We start from the raw sequence: 18735 nt of genomic DNA, 5'->3' as shown, positions 1-18735 counted from the left end.
GGGGTCATGCGGTGGCCCCGCCGTCGACCAGCAGCTCGACACCGGTGATGTAGCTCGACTCGTCACATGCGAGGAACAGGGAGCTGTAGGCGATCTCTCGCGGGTCGGCGAATCGGCCCAACGGAATGGTTGCCCTGGCTGCCTGGAGCGACTCCTCGGAGCGGCCCATCGTGAGCATCGGTGTCTCGACCCGCCCGGGCAGGATGGTGTTGGCACGCACCCCGGCGCCGGCGTAGGACACCGCGACGTGACGCGTCAGCGCGCCCAGCGCCCCCTTGGAGAGCTGGTACGCCCCGAGCGTGGGTGCGGCGTGCCTCGCGAGAGCGGAGGAGATGTTGACGATCGAGCCGCTCCCGCCGGCGACCATCGACGGGATGACCGCGCGCGTGCCCAGGGTCGCCCCGAGGACGTTGATGCGCAGGACTGTCTCGATCTCCTCGACCGAGACGTCGACGATGTTGACGGCCGACATCGTGACCGCGGCATTGTTGACCAGCACGTCGACGCGCGCATGAGTGTCGACGATCTCCTCGACGAGCGCCGTCCAGCCGGCTTCGCTCGCGATGTCCAGCCGGCGATGGTGCACTCCCTCGATCGCGTAGTCGGCGGCGGCGACGTCGCAGGCATAGACGACAGCGCCTTCTTCGACGAACAGCTCGGCCGTCGCACGTCCTTGGGCCCCCGCTGCCCCGGTGACGATCGCGATCTTGTGCTTCAGGCGATCACCCATGGGAGCGACCTGTCGTGCTGGTCCGAACAGGGAGCCCGGCCACGATGTCGTCGATGTCCGAGCGATCGGTGCGGAACGAGTTGGCCGGATGATCCGGATCTGCGTAGCCGAACGAGACACCGCAGACGACCGAGCGGTCCTCGGGGATGCCCAGCTCGTCGCGGACCGTGTCGGCGTACATCGCGATGGCCGCCTGGGCGATCGCGCCGAGGTCGAGCGCCGCGGCGGCATTGAGCAGGTTGGCCACGTAGCCGCCGCAGTCCATGACGCCGTAGGTGCCCAGGGCGACTGGGGAGCTGATGACGGCCAGGTGCGGCGCTCCGAAGAACCGGAAGTTCGCGAGCATCTGCTCCTGCCTGGCTTCGCTGTCGTCGCGACCGATGCCGAGGGCGCCGTACAGGGCCAGACCGCTCGACCGCCGGCGTTCCTGGTAGACGCCCTCGTACCTCGCCGGCCCCGGGATGTCCGGGGCGGGCGGGCCGTCCTCCACCCGCTCGAGGAGTCGAGCCGAGAGCGCGCTGGCCACCGTCCCGCCGGCGAGGTGGACCTGCCACGCCTGGGAGTTGCACCACGACGGGGTGCGTTGAGCCAGATCGAACATCCGGCGCACGACGTCGTCCGGGACGGGCTCGGGCCGGAATCCTCGGCAGCTGTGTCGAGCGGTGAGGATGTCTTCGAGCACATCGGCCTGCGCCGTCCGCGGCGCGGTCTCGGCCGACATGACCGCCTCCGGGATCACGTGGACAGGGGCGGGAAGGCGATGCCCACCCGCGTCGGCAGCGAGATGGGTGTCTGCTTCAGCAGGCGTGTCTCGGCTGGGTCGTCGCTGCCATGGACGTGGTCCACGTAGGCGTCCATGTCGTCAGCCGTGTCGAACCACACCTCGTCGACACCGTCGAAGGGCACGCCCGCCGGGGGGTCGAGGATGATGTAGTTGCGGGCGTAGCGCCGGACGGTGGAGTGGTCGGGGAGCGGTACGGCGGACCACTCGCGGATGAAGTCCTCGCGGCTGAGACCGGGGTCGCGGGTCAGGAGCCGCGCGAGCACGTACGGCGTGCGCGGTCCGTCGATCAGCACCGAGCCCAGCGCCTGGAGCGCCAGGTCCTGCACGATCGTCGCGAAGACGCGGCGCTCGTCGGGCACCAGGTGGGTCTGCGCGGCCTCGTCGCGCCACACGCTGATCGACGTGGGCAGATCGCGCGCCGCGGCGATCTCGATGCCGTCGAATCCGCCCGGGACGTCAGCATCGGTCCCTGCCAGGTCGGGGTCGACGATGACATCGCACTGGACCACTTCGGTGAATCGGCGATAGACGGAGGGGAACTGCCCCCCGAGGGCGATGTGTTCGCGCCAGTTCACGACGAACTCGTCGTGAGTCGTCGACGGGTTGCGTCGGGCGAGGTAGATCATGCGGGTCTGCATCAGGTGTTCTCCGTTGGGTGCGGCCGGGGTCCGAGGGGACCCGGGGTCGACGGCCACGTCGACCCCGGGCTACTGCTTCGATGCCTACGCGATGACGTCTGTCACCAGCTGAGGTGACGCAGCACCAATGACGACAGCGGACTGTGGGCGTAGCCCTTCAGCCCCTTGTCCATGACGGCGATCTTGGCCCGGTTGTCGACGAGGATCATCGGTGCCGCCGTGAGCATCGCCTCGTAGTAACCCTTGCTGGCAGCATTCCGAGCCTCGGGCGTGTAGGCCGTTTCGAACGCGGCAAGAGCGCTGTCCACGCCGCTGTCAGAGCTGGCGGCGGTGAAGAACGACGTGCTGTCCGAGTTCTGCGCCAGGGCTCCGTACACTCCGAACGTCCCGCTGGTGCCTCCCAGCAGGCAGTCTGCGCCGTCGGGCTTGAAGTAGGCAGGGATGGCCTCAGCCACGCTGAGCTGTCGCGCCTTCAGGGTGACGCCGACCTTGGAGAGCTGGTCGATCACCACGGGCAGCAGCCGCTCCCAGCCGGTACCGGCGTACCAGACGCAGTCGAGGTTGACCTTGTCCTTGACTCCCGCCTCGCTGAGCAGCTGCTCGGCCTTCGCGGGGTCGTGATCGAAGGTGGTCACGTCGTCGACGTAGAAGGGGCTGTCGCTGGGGACGACCTGGGCCGCCGGGGTGCCGTATCCGTCGGTCATGACGTCGTTGAGCGTCTTGCGGTCGAGTGCGTAGCTCAGGGCCTCCCGAACTCGGGGGTCCTTGAGCGCCGGCTTGTCCCAGTTGAGGTAGACGAAGTCAAGACCAACGGACTGTCGGTTGTAGACAGTGAGGTCGTCCTTGCCCTTGAAGCCCGCGACGTCGCTGCTGGGCACATACGTGGCACCGTCGATCTGATCGGTGCGCAGGGCGTTCATCATGGCGGCGCTGTCGGCGAAGTACTGGACCGTCAGCTTCTTGAGCTTGGCACCGTCCTTCTTGTTCCAGTACTTCGGGTTGGGAGCGAATGTCGCACTGACCCCCGGCCGGTTCTGTTCGAGGACGTAGGGCCCGGCACCTACTGCCTTGGTCAGCGCATCGGCGTCGGGGAACTCCTTGATCGTGGCCGGTGCCACGATCAGCCCGCCGTCCAGGGACAGGCGCTCGGGCAGCGGAGCGAACTCGCGGGTGAGGTTGATCGTGAGCTCGGTCGGGCTGGCCACGTCGACGGAGCCGACGATCCCCTTGAGCCCGTAGAGCGAACCCTTCGCCACGTAGCGCAGGAGGCTCGCCTTGACCGCCTCGGCATCGACCGCCTCCCCATCGGAGAACGTGACTCCCTCGCGGAGGGTGATGTCGAACTTCAGGGGGTCGCCCTCGCGGAAGCCGTACTTCACCGCGAGTCCCGAGTCATCCTGCGACAAGGTCTCGGGGTCGAAGCCGATGAGCGGCTCGTGGACCAGCTGCTGGTAGGTGTAGCTGCCTCCGGTCGAGCTGAGCGGGTCGAGGGAGTCCAGCTGGACGGTCGTTCCGATGGTCGCGGCGGTCTTGCCGGACCCGTTGTCAGAGCCTGCGCCGCCGCCCCCACATGCGGACAGGACCAGGGCGATGGCTGTGAGGCAGACGATGGTGCTCGATCTTCTCAGCAGGTCCAAGGACAGGTTCATGGTTTCTCCAGCTTCTGACGGACGGCGCGAGGGTGCTGCCGACCGTCCAACGGGGGCGCTGATCACCGCGTCGGGCCGGATCCGGGAGGACGAGCCGCGGGGTGTCACAGCATTTTGAGACGAACAGAATCAGAATAGGTAGCGGTGCGGGTGATGTCAATCACTTTTCTGCCCCGTGAGGATGGTGCGGTCGAGCGCAGACATCAGCGGCTCGTCCGCGGGTCGCGGCCCGGTCACCTGGAGCCGAGGGACCGCCGCGAGCAGCTGCTGGGAGTACTCGGCCTGCGGGTTGCTGATGATCTGTGCGGTCGCGCCCTGCTCGACGATGCGTCCGCTCTTCATCACGATGCACGTGTCGCTGAGGGCGCGCGCCGTCGTGAAGTCGTGGGTGATGACGCACAACGTCACGCCCAGGTCGTGCTTGAGCTCGGTCAGCAAGGTGATGATGCTGGCGCGGGTGGCGACGTCGAGCGCCGAGGTGGCCTCGTCGCAGATGAGCAGATCGGGCTTCAGCGCCAGGGCGCGAGCGATCGCCACCCGCTGCCGCTGGCCCCCGGACAGCTCGGAGGCCTTGGCGCGGTGTCGATGGGGCGGTATGCCGACCAGCGTCAGGTAGCGCTCGGCCTCCGCGCGCTGAGCCGCGCTCGGCCTCTTGCCTCGTGCCGTCGCCTCGGCCACCGCGGCGACGGCGGTCCAGCGCGGGTCGAGCGACGACTCCGAGCTCTGGAAGACCATCTGGATGGAGATGTCGCCGGGGACGCGCTGCCGTCGTTGACGCGACGTGCGTGCCGGCGTCAGGGCGGATCGGGCGCCGCCGATCTCGGAGGCGAACTCGCCGCGGAAGGGTTGCAGGCCGACGAGCACGCGGCCCAAGGTCGTCTTGCCGGATCCGGACTCGCCGACGACTGCGAGGTGATCGCCGCGCCAGATGGAGAGGTCGACCTCGTCGAGTGCACGGAACGTGCCGCCGGAGCTCTCGAACTCGACCACGACGTTCTTGAGCTCCACGAGTCGTTCGCGATCCTGTTGCGCCATGGCGTCTTCTTCCCGGTGGATGTTCATCGGATTCCGAGCTTGCCGCGCAGCTCGTCGCCGACTCGGCTGACGAGGAAGGCGACGAATGCGATCGCCAGACCTGGGGTCACGGTGCTCAGTGGCGCTTGGCTGAACTGCAGATAGGCATCGGCGAGATCGCCGCCGAGCGACGGCGCGGGTGGCTGGGTCGCCATGCCGAGGAAGCTCAGGCTCGCCTCGATGATGAGCGCCAGGCTCGCCAGCGAGCACAGCTGCACGATCACCGGCCCCATCGCGTTGGGGAACACGTGGCGCCACATGGCCCGCCACGACGAGGTCCCGGACAGCAGGGAGGCGCTGACGTAGTCGACGTTCATGAGCGGCAGTGCCTCCGACCTGATCAAGCGAGCGACGGTGGGCGAGAAGACCAGCCCGATGGCCAGCATGGCGTTGAACAGCGACGGCTCCAGCATCCCGACGATCGCGATGGCCAGGACGACGCCGGGGACCGCGAGGACTCCGTCGGCCACGCGCATCAGGATCTCGTCGGTCCAGCCACCGAAGTAGCCGGCGGTCAGCCCCCAGGGGAGCCCGATGGCGGCTGCGATCCCGACCGCGACCACCATCCCGAGGAGCGAGACCCTGGCTCCCCACATGATGCGTGACAGGACGTCGCGACCCAGGGCATCCTGTCCCAGCCAGTGATCTCCGCTCGGAGATGCCTGTCGCTGTCCGAGATTCTGGGTCAGCGGGTCGGCCAGGGGGAGGAGCGGCACGAGCAGGAGGATCGCGATGACCACGCCGAACACCGTCGTCGCGATCATGACCTTTCGGCGGCGTCGCGTCCGGGGTGGCGGCGAGAGCGCGTCGGGCAGGGGGAGGGCAGGGCCCCGATCGAGGATCGTCATGCGGATGCGCTCCTGACTCGTGGATCGATGATGCCGAGCGCGATGTCGGCGAGGATGTTCAGGATCAGGACGAGCAGGGCCAGGATCAGGACGATTCCCTGGAGCACGAGGAAGTCACGCTGGAGCGCCGCGTCGACGATGGCACTGCCGAGTCCGGGGATGTTGAAGATCGACTCGACCACCACCGCGCCACCGACGAGGCTCGACACCACCACGGGGAGCAGGACCACGAGCGGTGAGAGGGAGTTCCGCAGGGCGTGCACCCACACGACGTCTCGCTTGGTCAGACCCGTGGCGCGGGCTGTCCGCACGTAGCTGCTCTCGAGAGCCTTGACCATGGCGCTGTTGACCTGCCTGGCGATCAAGGCAGAGCTCGGCAGCGCCAGGACGATGACCGGCATGATCATGCTGCGACCGAATTCGACGAGACCGTTGTCGAAGCCCGGATATCCGCCCGCGGGCAACCATCCGAGGGTGACCGCGAAGAAGCCGACCATCAACGTCGCGAGCCAGAAGTTCGGAATGGACAGTCCGAGGCCGAACAGTGCGGTGAGGGTCCGACCGAACCGGTTGTTGCGCTGGATGGCAGCGACGATCCCGAGCACGGATCCGACGATCGTGGCTGTCAGCGTGGCCAGCAGCACCAGGGCGAAGGACGCCCCCGCACGGTCGAGGATCAGCTCGCGCACGGGCGTCCCGGTGCGGTAGGAGAACCCCAGGTCGCCCTGTGCCGCGTTGACGAGCCACTCGCCGTACCGGACCAGCCATGGCCGGTCGTAGCCGAGTTGTCTCTCGAAGTCCTGGACTGATTGGGTGCCGCCGGACTGGGCGGCGAGGACCTCGGCAGGGCCGCCCGGTATGAGCAGCTGCAGGCTGAAGGCGAGCATCGTGATGGCCACCAGCGTCGGCACGAGGGCGATGAGTCGCCGGCGGATCACAGGATTCATCGGGTGACCTCCTGCATCGTGGGAGTCGGGGCATAGCGTTGGGGTGCGTAGAGGCAGCTGCGTACCTGTCGGCCGCCGGGGAGCGTGAACAGCTCGGTGTCGCCGTCGCAGTCCTCATGTCCCCAGTCGCAACCGCGGTCGGGATCGGTGGAGGCCTGGTGGTCGGGCACGACCGGGACCGGTGCGGGCTCGCCGACGAGCGAGTCGAGGTGGCTGAGCAGTTCGCGCGTGTACGGATGCAGCGGGTCGGCGATCGTCTGTCGAACGGGACCGAACTCGACGATCTGTCCCGTGTGCATCACGGCGACGTGGTCGGCGATCTCGTCGATGACGCCGAGGTCGTGCGAGACGAAGATGCACGACATCTCCCTGTCGCGGACCAGCTGTTCGAGAAGAGTGAGGATGTCGCGCTGCACGGACACGTCCAGCGCAGTCGTGGGCTCGTCGGCAATGAGGACCCGCGACCCGCAGGCCAGGGCCATGGCGATCACGACGCGTTGGCACATGCCGCCCGAGAGCTGGTGGGGATAGCTCTCGAGCACGCGATCGGCGTCGAGGATCTTGACCTCACGAAGTGCGTCGCCGGCCATCTCACGCGCCTGCGAGGCGGATGCATCGGAGTTGGCCCGGATCGCCCCGACGAGCTGCTTGCCGATGGTCAGCACGGGATTGAGTGCGCTCCTGGTCTCCTGGAACACCATGGCGATCTCGGCGCCGCGGACGTCGGCCAGCACCGACTCGCTGGCACCGACGAGCTCGGTGCCGGCGAAGGTGATCGAACCGGTGACCTCTGCACGATGGGGCAGCAGGCCCATGATCGCCATGGCCGTCAACGACTTGCCACTGCCGGACTGGCCGGCCACCGCCAGTACCTGGCGCGGAGCGAGATCGAAGGAGATCCCGTCGACGACTGGTTCCGCTCCCGGGAAGGCGACGCGCAGGTCGCGAACGCTCAGCACGGCATCGCCCTCGAATCGAGGAGTCGACGGTTGCGATCGAGGTCGAGCTGACACGAATCCTCCGGCTCTCGGGGCCCGCTGACGTGGAGCGGGTGCCCGACAATTGTTTTGAGACCAACAGGCTCAGAATAGGAGGAGGGTCAGCGTGATGTCAATCACCTCGGTGCCGACGTGCGCCGATCGGTTCGGACATGGAGCAGCCCGTGACTGGAGCTCATCAGTCACGGGCTGCGTGCGGGGCGATCTCAGCTGCCGGGGGGCCACATCGGAGGAGGGCCGTCGGGTCGACCGGCGGCGAGAGCGAGGTCCACCAGGTCCGACGCCCGTCGCCGCATGCCCCGATCGCTGATCAGACCGGCTGCCCATTGGTGTGCTGCGCCGACGAAGCCACTCAGGATCGTGGCGACGAGACGTCTGATGTCGACCTCGTGGGACAGGTGGCCCTGGTCGACCGCGTCGTCGAAGCAGGACAGCAGGGCGCCGGTGGGCTCGCCCTCGAGGACCCGGCCGCTGTCGCGCCAGCTGGAGATCAGCGCACGCCACACGGGTGCCTCGGAGATGATCGCCGACATGAACTGGTCGGCGATGGCGTGGGCGCGTTCGCGAGCGTCCTCTATCTCCGAGCTGCCGTGGCTGACCTCCGTCAAGGAGGCGGCCGCGATCGCCGCCCACAGGTCGTCGCGGGTCCCGATGAGATTGAAGATCGTCATCGGCGCGACGCCGGCGCGGGCGGCGATCCGCGAGGTCGTCACCTCGTCAGCAGCCTGTTCGTTCAGGAGCTCACGAGCTGCTGCGAGGATCTCCGCGATGCGCCGCCTCTTGCCGCGCTCGTGGCCGTCCAGCGGCGGCGAGCCCAGATCCAGTTCGTGCATGCGGGAGAGTCCTTCGATCTCGCTCCAGTGTGCCGCTTGTCAGGTGGTCTTGATCTTGCTGTCGAGGTGCCGTGAGACATTGGCGCGGTTCGACGTGAGGCCGAACAGCCGCGTCTGGTTGTTCCACTCGCGCTCCAACTGTACCTCCAGCGTCGACTCCGAGGCCTGCCGCAGGAGTCGCTTGACCATGCGAACGGCGACCGGCGGCATCTGGGCGAAGCCCTCCGCCCGGGCGAGCGCAGCGTCACGCAGCTCGTGCGGCTCCACGACCTGCTCGACCAGGCCGATCTCCAACGCCTCGTCGGCATCGATGGGCTTGACCCGGGTCAGGATGTCGAGCGCCTTCGGCCATCCGACGATGCGCGGCAGGAACCAGCTCAGGCCCAGCTCCGGGGACACGCCCATGGCGACGAAGGTCGGTGCGAATCGCGTCTGTGTCGAGGCGATGCGCACGTCGTGCATCAGGGACACTGCCATCCCGCCGGCTGCGACGCCGCCGTTGATGGCAGCGATGGTGGGGGTGCCGATGTCGAGGAAGCGGCGCACCCACGGCGCGACGCCGAACGAGTCGCCGCGCAGCTGGTTGGGGGAGAGCTGCGGCACTCCCCAGTCGCCGGAGACCGGGCCCTGGTATCCGCGCTCGACCAGGTCGAGCCCCTGCTCGGAGCTCGTGAGCTCCGCGAAGGCGTGCTTGTCGCCGCCGGCGATCCAGGTCTTGCCCTCACCGGTGGTGATGATCGCGCGAACGTCGTCGTCGGCATCGGCCGCCTCCGCGGACTCGATGAGGTCGCGCATCAGTGTGCCGTGGATCGAGTTCTTGGCCTCGGGGCGGTTGACCCGCAGGAAGGCGGTGGTGCCGACGCGCTCGGTGAAGACGTCGAGGTTCTCGTCTGACATGGGTGATCTCCTTGTTTCGTGGTGACTGGCTGGCTGGGGGTGAGGATTCAGGCGGGCTGGAGCGGGCTTCGGCCGGTGCGGCTGAACGTCGCGACCGCGTTGACGTAGGAGTCCTCGCTCTCCTCGGCGCTCAGCGGAGGGACGTACGGGATGTGCAGGACCAGGTGGTCGACGACGCCTTCCCACTCCTTGACCTGCGCCCTCGCCTGGTCGGGCGTGCCGACGATGGAGAAGGTTCGGACGAGCTCGTCGCTGATGTTGGCGTACGCCGCCGCGCCCTCGGTGCGAGCCCGCTCGCGGAGGTCGACGACCTCGTCGTGCAGGCCGACGAACTTGGCGGGCGCGTCGCTGTACTTGGCGAGCAGGTAGAAGCCGATCTGCTTGCGCGCACGATCGAAGGCGACGTCCTCGTCGTCGGACACGATGCAGAACCGCTGCACCAGCATGTCGACCTCGTTCATCGACCGCCCGGCGGACTCGGCGCCCTGCTCGACGAGTGGGCGAACGCGCTCCTCGATGTAGGCAGGGGTCGACAGCGAACCGATCCAGCCGTCTGCCTTGGCACCGACCATCTCGAGCATCTTGGGCCCGATGGCACCCAGGTAGATCGGGATCGATGGGCGCACCATCGCTCGTCGCTCGAAGACCTCGTAGCGGGGCTGCTTGAAGGAGTGGAACTCGCCGTCGTACGCGGGGGCCTCACCCGTCGCGATGTACTGCCAGTTGAGGCGGATGACGTCCATGTACTCGCGCATGTAGGTCAAGGGCTTCGCGTTGGGGATCAGCCCCGGGCCCAACCCCAGGTGCATGCGACCGCCGGACAGCTCGTCGATGTCGATGGCGTGGTTGGCCATCGAGGCGGCGGTGCGGTTGCTCGCCACGGCGAGGCCCGTGCCGAGGCCGATCCGCTGGGTCACCATGGACGACGTGGCGAGCTGCGAGATCGGGTCCTTCGCGAGCTCCCAGCTCCACACGGTGTCGAGCCCGGCCTCGTCGGCCCACTGGGCGTACTGCGGGATCCGTCGCAGGTCCGTCGTTCGCGACGGCATCGTGATTCCAAGCTTCAAGGGGACAACCTCCAAGGGGTGAGCCACCCGCTGTGCGAGTGACTGGCGGTCGGTGCGCAGTGAGGTTCACCACGCTTGACTATGAGTTTAGGCTAGACTATAAATTGTATCGCCGTCTAGATCCTATGGTCGCGACGTTCGTGAGCGCCTCGTTCGCCGCACGGCGAGCCCAACGCGCATACCGCATGTTTGCCTCAGCAAGGTGGAGTCGCAATGAACTCAGCAGGTCCCCATGACGCGGGCGCAGTCTTCGATCAGCCCGTCGGTGAGCTCCTTCGCCGACGGGCCGGCGAGCTGTCCGACCGTCCGTACCTCACCGTCGTCGGTCGCTCCTTCACGTTCGCCGAGATGGATGCCCGCGTCGACGAGGTCGCGGCCGGCCTCCAGGCGCTGGGCGTGACGAAGGGTGACCGAGTCGCCACGATCTCCACGAACCGATCCGAAGCGGTGCTGATCTTCTACGCGGTGACGCGACTCGGCGCGATCCTGGTGTCGCTCAATCCCTTCCTGAAGGGATCCTTCCTCGCCTTCCAGCTCGGTCACGCCGCACCGAAGGTCGTCGTCAGCGACGCCCAGGGCGTCGCCGCGCTCGCAACCGTGATCGACGAGGTTCCGAGCCTCGAGGTCTGTGTCGCCCTCGACGCCGACGACGGCGTCGAGCTGGCCGCCTCCCGGCTGGTGCCCTTCGACGACCTGGCCGGGCTCGGCACCGATCTCGACCTGCCAGACGTGTCAGCCACTGATGTCGCCCTCATCGTCTACACGTCGGGCACCACGGGCAATCCCAAGGGGTGCGCCCTCAGCCACGGCTACCTGCAGTGCGCGGCGCAGGGCTTCCTCGACGCTCTCGAGGTCGGGCCCGATGACGTGATCTACGGAACCATGCCGATGTACCACGTCGGCGTCCTCTGCCACACGATCCTCGGCAGCCTCATGACGGGGATCCCTGCGACTCTCGACGCGCACTTCAGCGCGAGGACCTTCATCGCGCGGGCCGAGGAGATCGGTGCCACCGTCACGTACGGCGTCGGTGCCCACGGGGCGTCGCTGATGGCGCTCCCACCGAGCCCCGACGACCGCAAGCACCGCCTGCGCACCCTGATGGTCGCCCCGATGACCCCCGCGACGCAGGAGGAGTTCCACGAGCGGTTCGGCATCGACCCGCTGGCCGAGATCTTCGGGCAGACCGAGTGCATCCCGGTCTCCATGACGCCCCTGTCGGGCGAACGCGACCGGGGCGGTGCCGGCCTTCCGGCCCCGCAGATCGACGTGATCCTGCTCGATGACGACGACCGCCCCGTCGCCGATGGAGAGGTGGGCGAGATCTGCTTCCGGCCGCGCCACCGGTTCGCGATGTTCAGCGGCTACTGGAACAACCCCGAGGCCACGCTCGCGGCCACCAGCTCGTTGTGGTTCCACAGTGGCGATCTCGGACGTATCAGGCCGAGCGGGCAGGTGCAGTTCGTCGACCGCAAGAAGGACTCGATGCGTCGCCGCGGCGAGAACATCTCGAGCGCTGAGGTCGAGGGCGCGATCCTGCGCCACCCGAAGGTCGCCGACGTCGCGGTCCACGGCGTGCCCTCCGAGCTCACCGAGGAGGACGTCAAGGCCTGCATCATCCTCAAGCCGGGCGTCGAGGTGACGCCCGAGGAGCTGTTCGCCTTCTTCCAGTCGTCGATGCCGTACTACGCCGTGCCCCGGTACGTCGAGCTGTTCGACGACCTGCCCCGCAGCGCCGTCGGGCGTGTCACCAAGGCCGTCCTGCGCGCTCGGCCCGCCGTGGGTGACACCGGTTGGGACCTCGAGGCCATGGGCTTCTCGGTCGACCGAGCCGACCGGCGCACCGTCGCCGGATAGCCCGGCACCCACCCCCAGCCAGATTCCGGCCCGAGTGGCGGGCCGAGAACATGTCGCATCCACGAGAAAGAGGAGACCCTCATGGGCTATCCGATCCCGAAAGGCAATTCCCTCCGGGGACCGTTCCAGCCGATGAGGTTCGAGGCCACGGTCGACGAGTGCATCGTCACCGAGGGCGAGATCCCCAAGGATCTGGCCGGAGGCTTCTACCGTGTCGGTCCGGCGTGGAAGCGTCCGACCAAGCAGGGCACCACGGCGGGGCTCACCTCCGACGGCATGGTCCAGGGCCTGGTGTTCGACAACGGCCGCGTCGACTACAAGAACCGCTGGGTGCGCACCCCCAAGTACCTGTTGGAGGAGCAGCACGACCGCAGCATGTTCGAGTGGCTCGACTGCAACTTCGGTGACTGGCGTGACACCGGATTCGGCGAGGTCGTCCGCGACGACGCCAACCGCGGCGTCAGCCAGACGACCGCCGGCACCAATGTCTTTCCGTTCGCCGGACAGATGATCGCGACGCACGAGCAGGGCGGTCCGCCGATCGCGCTCGACCCGATCACCCTGGAGACCAAGGGAATCGTCCCGTGGTCGACCAAGCTGTCCGAGGGCATGATCCCGCCGGCGGCGTACGGCGACAACGCTTTCGCCGCCCATCCCAAGTGGGACCACGCGACGGGCGATCTCTTCGGCTGGACCTGGAGCGATCAGCAGCCGTACCTCACGATGCACGTCGTCAACAAGAACGGGTCCGTCAGGAGCCGGGAGATCTGGGATGCGCCGTTCGCGACGGTCGCCCACGACGCCTGGCTCACCCAGGACTGGCTCGTGATGGCCTTCCAGGGCTTCGTGCCCGACAGGGACCGCTACCAGAAGCAGAACCTCAGCGTCTGGGGCTGGAAGCCCGAGAACCCGATCCACCTCGCGTTGATCCCGCGCGATGCGCCCGACACGCCGGTGCGCTGGATCAAGACCGATCTCGAGCCGCAGTACATCATGCACACGATGTCGGCCAACGTGGTCGGCAACAAGCTGCTGCTGGACGGCCCGATCTTCAACCGTCCGCCCTTCCCCTTCGAGCAGGACATGGAGGAGGGTGAGGACGTCGCGCTCTACTTCAACATCGCCAGGAGCAGCCTCGGCCGCTGGATCGTCGACCTCGACACCGGCCACGTGAAGGCCGAGCAGCTGTCCGACCGTCCCTCGGAGCTGCCCAAGGTCGACGAGCGGTTCTACGGGCAGGGCTACACGTGGGGCTACCAGGTCGGCGGGATCGTCAAGCGCGGCGGCATGAAGATGAACAGCCTGGTCGTCACCAACATGGAGACGTTGTCCGACCAGGAGTACCAGATCCGTCAGGACGAGCCCGCTGCCGTCATGGAAGCCACGTTCGCGCCGCGCAGTCCTGACTCCCCGGAGGGCGACGGCTACATCATCGTGCCGATCTCGTGGTGGGCCGACAAGCGCGGCGAGTACCAGATCTTCGACACGGACGACATCACGAAGGGTCCGATCGCCAAGATCGAGCTGCCGTTCATGATGGGCTGGACGCCGCACGGTCACTGGATGGACTTCCGCTGAGCGCGGGGGCGTCGATGGATGGCATCGACATCACACATCGCGACGGCGTGCTGCGCGTCGGGTTCAACCGGCCCGATCGTCTCAACGCGGTCGACACCGCGATGCTGGTGGCAGCCGCCGCCGGCATCGAGGATGCTGCGACGGACGAGGCTGTCCGCGCCATCGTGCTGACCGGGGAGGGGCGTGCGTTCTGCGCTGGCTCGGCTCTGTCCAACATGTTCCCGGAGCCCGATCACTCGATCCTCGACGCCGTCAACCGGCTCGTCGGTGCGATCAAGGAGGTGCCGAAGCCCGTGCTGGTCGGTGTCAACGGCGTGACGGCAGGGATCGGCTGCTCCTTCGCCCTGGCTGCCGACCTGGTGCTGGCCAAGGAGTCGGCGTTCTTCGTCCTGGGATTCACCGACCTGGGCATCGTCCCGGACGGCGGGGCGACGTACCTGCTCCCAGCGGCGATCGGTCGAGCACGCGCGACGCGGATGACCTTCTTGTCCGAGCGGGTCACTGCCACGACGGCTGCGGAGTGGGGCATGATCTCCGGTGTCGTGGCCGACGACGCCTTCGACGCGACGTTGGCCGAGTGGGCCTCGCGGCTTGCAGCGGGCCCCACGGTCGCGCTGGCCGAGACCAAGAAGGCCTTCGCGGCGGCGGAGGGCGACATGCTGCGTGACGCGCTCGCGCGGGAGAAGGCGGCCCAGGACGTCTGCATGGCGACGGACGACTTCGTGGAGGGCACGAGAGCTGCCACCGAGAAGCGAAGCCCGCGTTTCCGAGGCATCTGACCGTCCCGCCCGACGGACCGCCTGCTGCTGGCTCGTGCCGGCGGCAGGCGGTCCTGGTGTCAGGCCTGGGTGGCGACGCCTGAGGCCAGGAGCTCCTCGACGTTGGTGACGCCCCAGCTGGTCAGCACGGCCCGCGTGTCGGTGCCGGGCTCGACCGGGCCGCGTCGGACGGTCGACGGTGTGCGGCTGAACCGCGGAGCGGGAGCCGGTTGCGTTCGCCCGTCGATCTCGACGAACGTCTGCCGGTGGGTCAGGTGCGGGTGCTGGGCGGCCGCTGTGAGGCTGACGACCGGCGAGACGCACGCGTCGGTGCCGTCGAAGACGTCGGTCCACTCGGCCTGTGTCCTGGTGGCGAAGGTGGCGCGGAACGTCTCGGCGAGCTGGGGCCAGGTCGCGGGATCGCTGCGGTCCGACTCCTCGCTGGTGAGGCCGAGGAGCTCCACGAACGAGGCGTAGAACTTGGGCTCGAGCGGCCCCGCAGCCATGTACTCGCCATCAGCGGTCTCGTACACGTCGTACCAGGGCACGCCGCCGTCGAGGAAGTTGACGCCGCGCTCGTCACGCCACTGCTCGGCGGCGAGAAGTCCGTGCAGCATCGAGGTCAGCGACGCCGCGCCGTCGACGATGGCCGCGTCCACGACCTGGCCTCGACCGGACCGCTGGGCCTCGATGGTGGCCGCGAGGATGCCGATGACCAGGTAGAGCGATCCGCCGGCGAAGTCGCCCAGCAGGTTGACCGGGATCGTCGGTCCTTCATCGGGTCGGCCGATCGCGTGAAGTGCGCCGGTGATCGCGAGATAGCCGATGTCGTGCCCGGCGCTGTGCGCCAGTGGGCCGTCCTGTCCCCAGCCGGTCATGCGGCCGTAGACCAGCCGCGGATTGCGTGCCCAGCAGTCCTCGGGACCCAGGCCGATGCGCTCGGTGACGCCAGGACGGTTGCCCTCGATCAACACGTCCGCTTTCGCCACGAGGTCGAGGACCGCCGCCACGCCTCGCGGGTCGCGCAGGTTGATCGTCACGGACTGTCGGCCTCGTCGTGTCACGTCCAGCGTGGGAGCCATGGTGCTGGCCGTCCCGTCGGGACGCTCGATCCGGATGACGTCTGCACCCATGTCGGCCAGCAGCATCGCCGCGAAGGGGCCGGGGCCGATGCCCGCGAGCTCGATGACGGTGAGTCCCGCCAGGGGACCCCCGTTGGTTGCTTGATTCATGCGCCGATCTCCTTGTCTTCTCCGTGACGGCGTTGCGCCGTCATTGACCCCCATGGCACCCTCAGGTAATCTTGAGACTGCAAGGCTCAAAAATAGTCTAGAGCAAGAAGGTGGACCTGTGTCGAGGACTGCGGTGGTGGTGGACGCTGTGCGTTCGCCGATGGCAAAAGGCAAGCCCGCGCGAGACGGCCGGGCCGGAGGTGCTCTCTGCGACGTGCACCCGGTCGAGCTGCTCGGCCAGGTGCTGGAGTCGCTGTTCGCGCGCAACGCGGCAGTGGATCCGGGCGAGGTCGAGGACGTCATCGCGGGCTGTGTCAGCCAGGTGGGTGAGCAGGCCGGCCCGATCGGGCGGTGGGCATGGCTCGCCGCTGGTCTGCCCGACCATGTTCCGTCGGTCGCGGTCAACCGGGCCTGCGGATCGAGTCAGCAGGCCGTGGACTTCGCGGCTCAGGGGGTTCTGGCCGGGGTCTACGACATCGTCGTCGCCTGCGGCGTGGAGTCGATGAGCCGCATCCCGATGGGCACGGCGCGGATGGGCCAGGATCATCAGGGCCCGTCGGTGGCGGCGCGGTACGCCCCCGGTCTGGTCTCGCAGGGCATCTCGGCCGAGCTCATCTCGGCCAGGTTCGGCATCGGTCGGGACGAGCTGGACGAGTTCTCCGCAGCGTCCCACGCCCGTGCTCACGCTGCCGACTTCACCGCGGAGATCGTGCCGGTGCGACGTCCGGACGGTTCGCTCGTCGACCACGACGAGACGGTCCGGCCAGCAACCACGGCGGCCGGTCTCGCCGAGCTCAGGCCCGCCTTCCGGTCCGACGAGATGTCCGAGCGGTTCACGGAGATCCAGTGGAACGTCACGGCAGGCAACTCGTCCCAGCTCGCCGACGGTGCGAGTGCCGTCTTGATCATGACCGAGGAGCGAGCACTCCAGCTGGGCCTGACGCCTCGTGCCAGGTTCCACTCCTTCGCCGTCGCCGGCGACGACCCGATCACGATGCTCATGGGGCCCGTGCCCGCGACCGAGAAGCTGCTCAAGCGAGCAGGCCTGTCCATCGGGGACATCGATCACTACGAGATCAACGAGGCCTTCGCGCCCGTGCCGATCGCGTGGGGCAGGCACTTCGGGGCAGATCCTGCGCGCATCAATCCGGCTGGTGGAGCGATCGCCCTGGGGCACCCGCTCGGGGCCTCTGGCGCTCGCCTGCTGACGACGATGCTCGGCCAGCTGGAGCGCACGGGGGGCCGCTACGGACTGCAGACCATGTGCGAGGCCGGCGGCATGGCCAATGCCACGCTCATCGAGCGCCTCTGAGTGCTGACGTGACCTTCACACACCCCACGACCATTCACACCCAACGACAGGAGAGCCATGTCCCCCGATGAGCAGATCGCCACGGTCGAGAACCTCATGAAGACCGTCAACAAGGGCGATCTCCAAGGAGCTCTGCAGTACGTCCATCCCGACTTCGTCATCCACGAGCAGCCGGGCCTTCCGTACGAGGGCGAATGGCGCGGGCACGACGGCTTCGTCAGCCTGATGACCTACATCGGATCCATCTGGAAGGGCTGGCGGGACACGCCCTTCCCCTACGAGCTCGCCTCGGTGGGAAGCCGCGTGATGAAGGAGACGCGCTCGAGCGCGACCGCACGCTCGACCGGAGAGCGGATCGAGATGGACATGATGGAGGTCCTGGAGTTCAAGGACGACCTGATCCACACCATTCGTCCCTACTACTGGGACCCTGAGTGGGTGCGGCGGGCGACTGCCGGATCGCCCCCGCCGCCCTCCCGGGGTTCGGCAGGCTGATGGTGCCCGCGGCTCTCGGCCCTTGGTTCGACGTCGCGTGCACGATGTATTTCCACCTCATCTGAATGACCCAGAGGGCGTATCGCGTCGGAGAACCACGCGCGCCCCGTAGCGAGAGCGAGCTGAGCATGTCGAACAATCTGCAGGGAATGACCGCGATCATCACGGGGGGGTCGCGAGGGATCGGTCGGTCGATCGCCGAGGCCTACGTCGCGCAGGGTGCGCGGGTCGTCATCACCTCTCGCCAGCAGGAGGCGCTCGACCAGGTGGCCGAGGAGATCCGCTCGGCGTATCCGGGTGCCGAGGTCCTGCCCTTCGCCGCCCACGTGGGCGATCCCGATCAGTCGAAGGCCTGTGTCGACGCCGCCATGGCTGAGTACGGCCGTGTCGACATCCTGGTGAACAATGCCGGCACCTGTCCGCAGGTCGGACCGCTCGTCACGATCGACGCCTGGGCGGCCGAGAAGATGTTCCAGGTCAACCAGCTGTCGGTGCTCCTGTGGACCAGGCTCGTCTGGGAGGCCTCGATGCGCGATCACGGTGGCCGGATCATCAACATGGCCTCGATCGGTGGGTTGATCACGGAGCCGGGCATCGGCTTCTACAACTCGACCAAGGCCGCCGTGCTGCACCTGACGCGGCAGTTCGCCGTCGAGCTGGGGCCGGACGTGCGTGTCAACGCGATCGCTCCGGGGCTCGTGCGCACCGAGATGGTTCGCGCGCTGTGGGAGGCGAACGAGGAGAACTTCAAGGAGCGCCTGCCGCTCGGCCGGATCGGCGAGCCCGAGGACATCGCCAGCGCGGCCGTCTTCCTGGCCAGCGACGCGTCGTCCTGGATGACCGGTCAGTCGATGGTCATCGACGGTGGTGCCCTGGTGGGTCACGTGGACTCGGCGGACATCCTCGACAGCGTGTCGGCTGGCTGAGCCGAGGCCTGCCGTCCCCCTGCTTCGCCGACGCCGGAGCCGGGTCGATCACGGCCGCCTCGCCGCCTCACGTCACTGGAGGCGGCGAGGCGGTTCTGTGCTGCCCGGAACC

The 18735-nt window shown here is 67.9% G+C and carries 18 protein-coding genes; 6 read left to right on the top strand and 12 right to left on the bottom strand.

Annotation, left to right across the window (positions count from 1 at the left end; genetic code table 11):
- Positions 1–4 precede the first annotated feature (4 nt).
- From JOF40_RS02725 to JOF40_RS02675, 11 genes are all read right to left on the bottom strand, one after another.
- Entirely contained in the window at positions 5–730 is a 726-nt protein-coding gene (locus JOF40_RS02725) for an SDR family NAD(P)-dependent oxidoreductase (protein WP_129179876.1), read from the bottom strand.
- A complete protein-coding gene (locus JOF40_RS02720) occupies positions 723–1451 on the bottom strand; it encodes a nitroreductase family protein (RefSeq protein WP_129179875.1) in 729 nt (242 codons plus the stop codon). The genes JOF40_RS02725 and JOF40_RS02720 overlap by 8 nt, the downstream gene beginning before the upstream one ends.
- A gap of 14 nt (positions 1452–1465) precedes the next feature.
- On the bottom strand, positions 1466–2152 hold the full coding sequence (locus JOF40_RS02715) for an EthD domain-containing protein (protein WP_129179873.1): 687 nt from the start codon (positions 2150–2152) through the stop codon (positions 1466–1468).
- A 101-nt stretch (positions 2153–2253) separates the two neighbouring features.
- Positions 2254–3801 carry an ABC transporter substrate-binding protein gene (locus JOF40_RS02710; protein WP_129179871.1) on the bottom strand — a complete coding sequence of 516 codons (1548 nt, stop codon included), beginning with the start codon at positions 3799–3801 and terminating at the stop codon, positions 2254–2256.
- 156 nt (positions 3802–3957) lie between these two features.
- The gene (locus JOF40_RS02705) at positions 3958–4836 is read right to left on the bottom strand and encodes an ABC transporter ATP-binding protein (protein WP_188111646.1); all 879 of its coding nucleotides are present in this window, start codon (positions 4834–4836) and stop codon (positions 3958–3960) included.
- 23 nt (positions 4837–4859) lie between these two features.
- Positions 4860–5723, bottom strand: coding sequence for an ABC transporter permease (locus JOF40_RS02700; RefSeq protein WP_129179867.1), 864 nt, complete (start codon positions 5721–5723; stop codon positions 4860–4862).
- Entirely contained in the window at positions 5720–6670 is a 951-nt protein-coding gene (locus JOF40_RS02695; RefSeq protein WP_129179865.1) for an ABC transporter permease, read from the bottom strand. The genes JOF40_RS02700 and JOF40_RS02695 overlap by 4 nt, the downstream gene beginning before the upstream one ends.
- A complete protein-coding gene (locus tag JOF40_RS02690) occupies positions 6667–7629 on the bottom strand; it encodes an ABC transporter ATP-binding protein (RefSeq protein WP_188111645.1) in 963 nt (320 codons plus the stop codon). Before JOF40_RS02690 ends, JOF40_RS02695 begins: the two co-directional genes overlap by 4 nt.
- Positions 7630–7874: 245 nt before the next feature.
- On the bottom strand, positions 7875–8501 hold the full coding sequence (locus tag JOF40_RS02685) for a TetR/AcrR family transcriptional regulator (protein WP_129179861.1): 627 nt from the start codon (positions 8499–8501) through the stop codon (positions 7875–7877).
- A 39-nt stretch (positions 8502–8540) separates the two neighbouring features.
- The gene (locus JOF40_RS02680; protein WP_129179859.1) at positions 8541–9398 is read right to left on the bottom strand and encodes an enoyl-CoA hydratase/isomerase family protein; all 858 of its coding nucleotides are present in this window, start codon (positions 9396–9398) and stop codon (positions 8541–8543) included.
- Positions 9399–9445: 47 nt separating this feature from the next.
- On the bottom strand, positions 9446–10447 hold the full coding sequence (locus JOF40_RS02675) for an LLM class flavin-dependent oxidoreductase (protein WP_129179857.1): 1002 nt from the start codon (positions 10445–10447) through the stop codon (positions 9446–9448).
- Between the two features lie 231 nt (positions 10448–10678).
- Here JOF40_RS02675 and JOF40_RS02670 point away from each other — a divergent pair, with 231 nt between their 5' ends.
- From JOF40_RS02670 to JOF40_RS02660, 3 genes are all read left to right on the top strand, one after another.
- Positions 10679–12322 (top strand): AMP-binding protein, encoded by a 1644-nt coding sequence (locus tag JOF40_RS02670; RefSeq protein WP_129179855.1) that lies wholly within the window; start codon positions 10679–10681, stop codon positions 12320–12322.
- A gap of 132 nt (positions 12323–12454) precedes the next feature.
- On the top strand, positions 12455–13900 hold the full coding sequence (locus tag JOF40_RS02665) for a carotenoid oxygenase family protein (RefSeq protein WP_209674343.1): 1446 nt from the start codon (positions 12455–12457) through the stop codon (positions 13898–13900).
- A 14-nt stretch (positions 13901–13914) separates the two neighbouring features.
- Entirely contained in the window at positions 13915–14679 is a 765-nt protein-coding gene (locus JOF40_RS02660) for an enoyl-CoA hydratase-related protein (protein WP_129179852.1), read from the top strand.
- Between the two features lie 59 nt (positions 14680–14738).
- On the opposite strand, the gene JOF40_RS02655 is transcribed toward JOF40_RS02660, so the two are convergent.
- Entirely contained in the window at positions 14739–15890 is a 1152-nt protein-coding gene (locus tag JOF40_RS02655) for a CaiB/BaiF CoA transferase family protein (protein WP_129179850.1), read from the bottom strand.
- A 118-nt stretch (positions 15891–16008) separates the two neighbouring features.
- Here JOF40_RS02655 and JOF40_RS02650 point away from each other — a divergent pair, with 118 nt between their 5' ends.
- The 3 genes from JOF40_RS02650 (at position 16009) to JOF40_RS02640 (ending at position 18623) form a co-directional block, all read left to right on the top strand.
- Positions 16009–17202 carry a thiolase family protein gene (locus tag JOF40_RS02650; protein WP_281286482.1) on the top strand — a complete coding sequence of 398 codons (1194 nt, stop codon included), beginning with the start codon at positions 16009–16011 and terminating at the stop codon, positions 17200–17202.
- Positions 17203–17259: 57 nt separating this feature from the next.
- A complete protein-coding gene (locus tag JOF40_RS02645) occupies positions 17260–17697 on the top strand; it encodes a nuclear transport factor 2 family protein (RefSeq protein WP_129179846.1) in 438 nt (145 codons plus the stop codon).
- 128 nt (positions 17698–17825) lie between these two features.
- Positions 17826–18623: an SDR family oxidoreductase gene (locus JOF40_RS02640; protein ID WP_129179844.1), complete on the top strand. Its 798-nt coding sequence runs from the start codon at positions 17826–17828 to the stop codon at positions 18621–18623.
- Positions 18624–18735: the final 112 nt, after the last annotated feature.

Origin of the sequence: Aeromicrobium fastidiosum, assembly GCF_017876595.1 — a bacterium.
Taxonomy (GTDB): Bacteria; Actinomycetota; Actinomycetes; order Propionibacteriales; family Nocardioidaceae; genus Aeromicrobium; species Aeromicrobium fastidiosum.
This window is presented reverse-complemented; position numbering and strand designations above follow the sequence as displayed.

What these genes read in the sequence shown, in the direction of transcription:
- JOF40_RS02725 (WP_129179876.1), bottom strand. Translation starts at nt 730, where the DNA reads ATGGGTGATCGCCTGAAGCACAAGATCGCGATCGTCACCGGGGCAGCG.
- JOF40_RS02720 (WP_129179875.1), bottom strand. Translation starts at nt 1,451, where the DNA reads ATGTCGGCCGAGACCGCGCCGCGGACGGCGCAGGCCGATGTGCTCGAA.
- JOF40_RS02715 (WP_129179873.1), bottom strand. Translation starts at nt 2,152, where the DNA reads ATGCAGACCCGCATGATCTACCTCGCCCGACGCAACCCGTCGACGACT.
- JOF40_RS02710 (WP_129179871.1), bottom strand. Translation starts at nt 3,801, where the DNA reads ATGAACCTGTCCTTGGACCTGCTGAGAAGATCGAGCACCATCGTCTGC.
- JOF40_RS02705 (WP_188111646.1), bottom strand. Translation starts at nt 4,836, where the DNA reads ATGGCGCAACAGGATCGCGAACGACTCGTGGAGCTCAAGAACGTCGTG.
- JOF40_RS02700 (WP_129179867.1), bottom strand. Translation starts at nt 5,723, where the DNA reads ATGACGATCCTCGATCGGGGCCCTGCCCTCCCCCTGCCCGACGCGCTC.
- JOF40_RS02695 (WP_129179865.1), bottom strand. Translation starts at nt 6,670, where the DNA reads ATGAATCCTGTGATCCGCCGGCGACTCATCGCCCTCGTGCCGACGCTG.
- JOF40_RS02685 (WP_129179861.1), bottom strand. Translation starts at nt 8,501, where the DNA reads ATGCACGAACTGGATCTGGGCTCGCCGCCGCTGGACGGCCACGAGCGC.
- JOF40_RS02680 (WP_129179859.1), bottom strand. Translation starts at nt 9,398, where the DNA reads ATGTCAGACGAGAACCTCGACGTCTTCACCGAGCGCGTCGGCACCACC.
- JOF40_RS02675 (WP_129179857.1), bottom strand. Translation starts at nt 10,447, where the DNA reads ATGCCGTCGCGAACGACGGACCTGCGACGGATCCCGCAGTACGCCCAG.
- JOF40_RS02670 (WP_129179855.1), top strand. Translation starts at nt 10,679, where the DNA reads ATGAACTCAGCAGGTCCCCATGACGCGGGCGCAGTCTTCGATCAGCCC.
- JOF40_RS02665 (WP_209674343.1), top strand. Translation starts at nt 12,455, where the DNA reads ATGAGGTTCGAGGCCACGGTCGACGAGTGCATCGTCACCGAGGGCGAG.
- JOF40_RS02660 (WP_129179852.1), top strand. Translation starts at nt 13,915, where the DNA reads ATGGATGGCATCGACATCACACATCGCGACGGCGTGCTGCGCGTCGGG.
- JOF40_RS02655 (WP_129179850.1), bottom strand. Translation starts at nt 15,890, where the DNA reads ATGAATCAAGCAACCAACGGGGGTCCCCTGGCGGGACTCACCGTCATC.
- JOF40_RS02645 (WP_129179846.1), top strand. Translation starts at nt 17,260, where the DNA reads ATGTCCCCCGATGAGCAGATCGCCACGGTCGAGAACCTCATGAAGACC.
- JOF40_RS02640 (WP_129179844.1), top strand. Translation starts at nt 17,826, where the DNA reads ATGTCGAACAATCTGCAGGGAATGACCGCGATCATCACGGGGGGGTCG.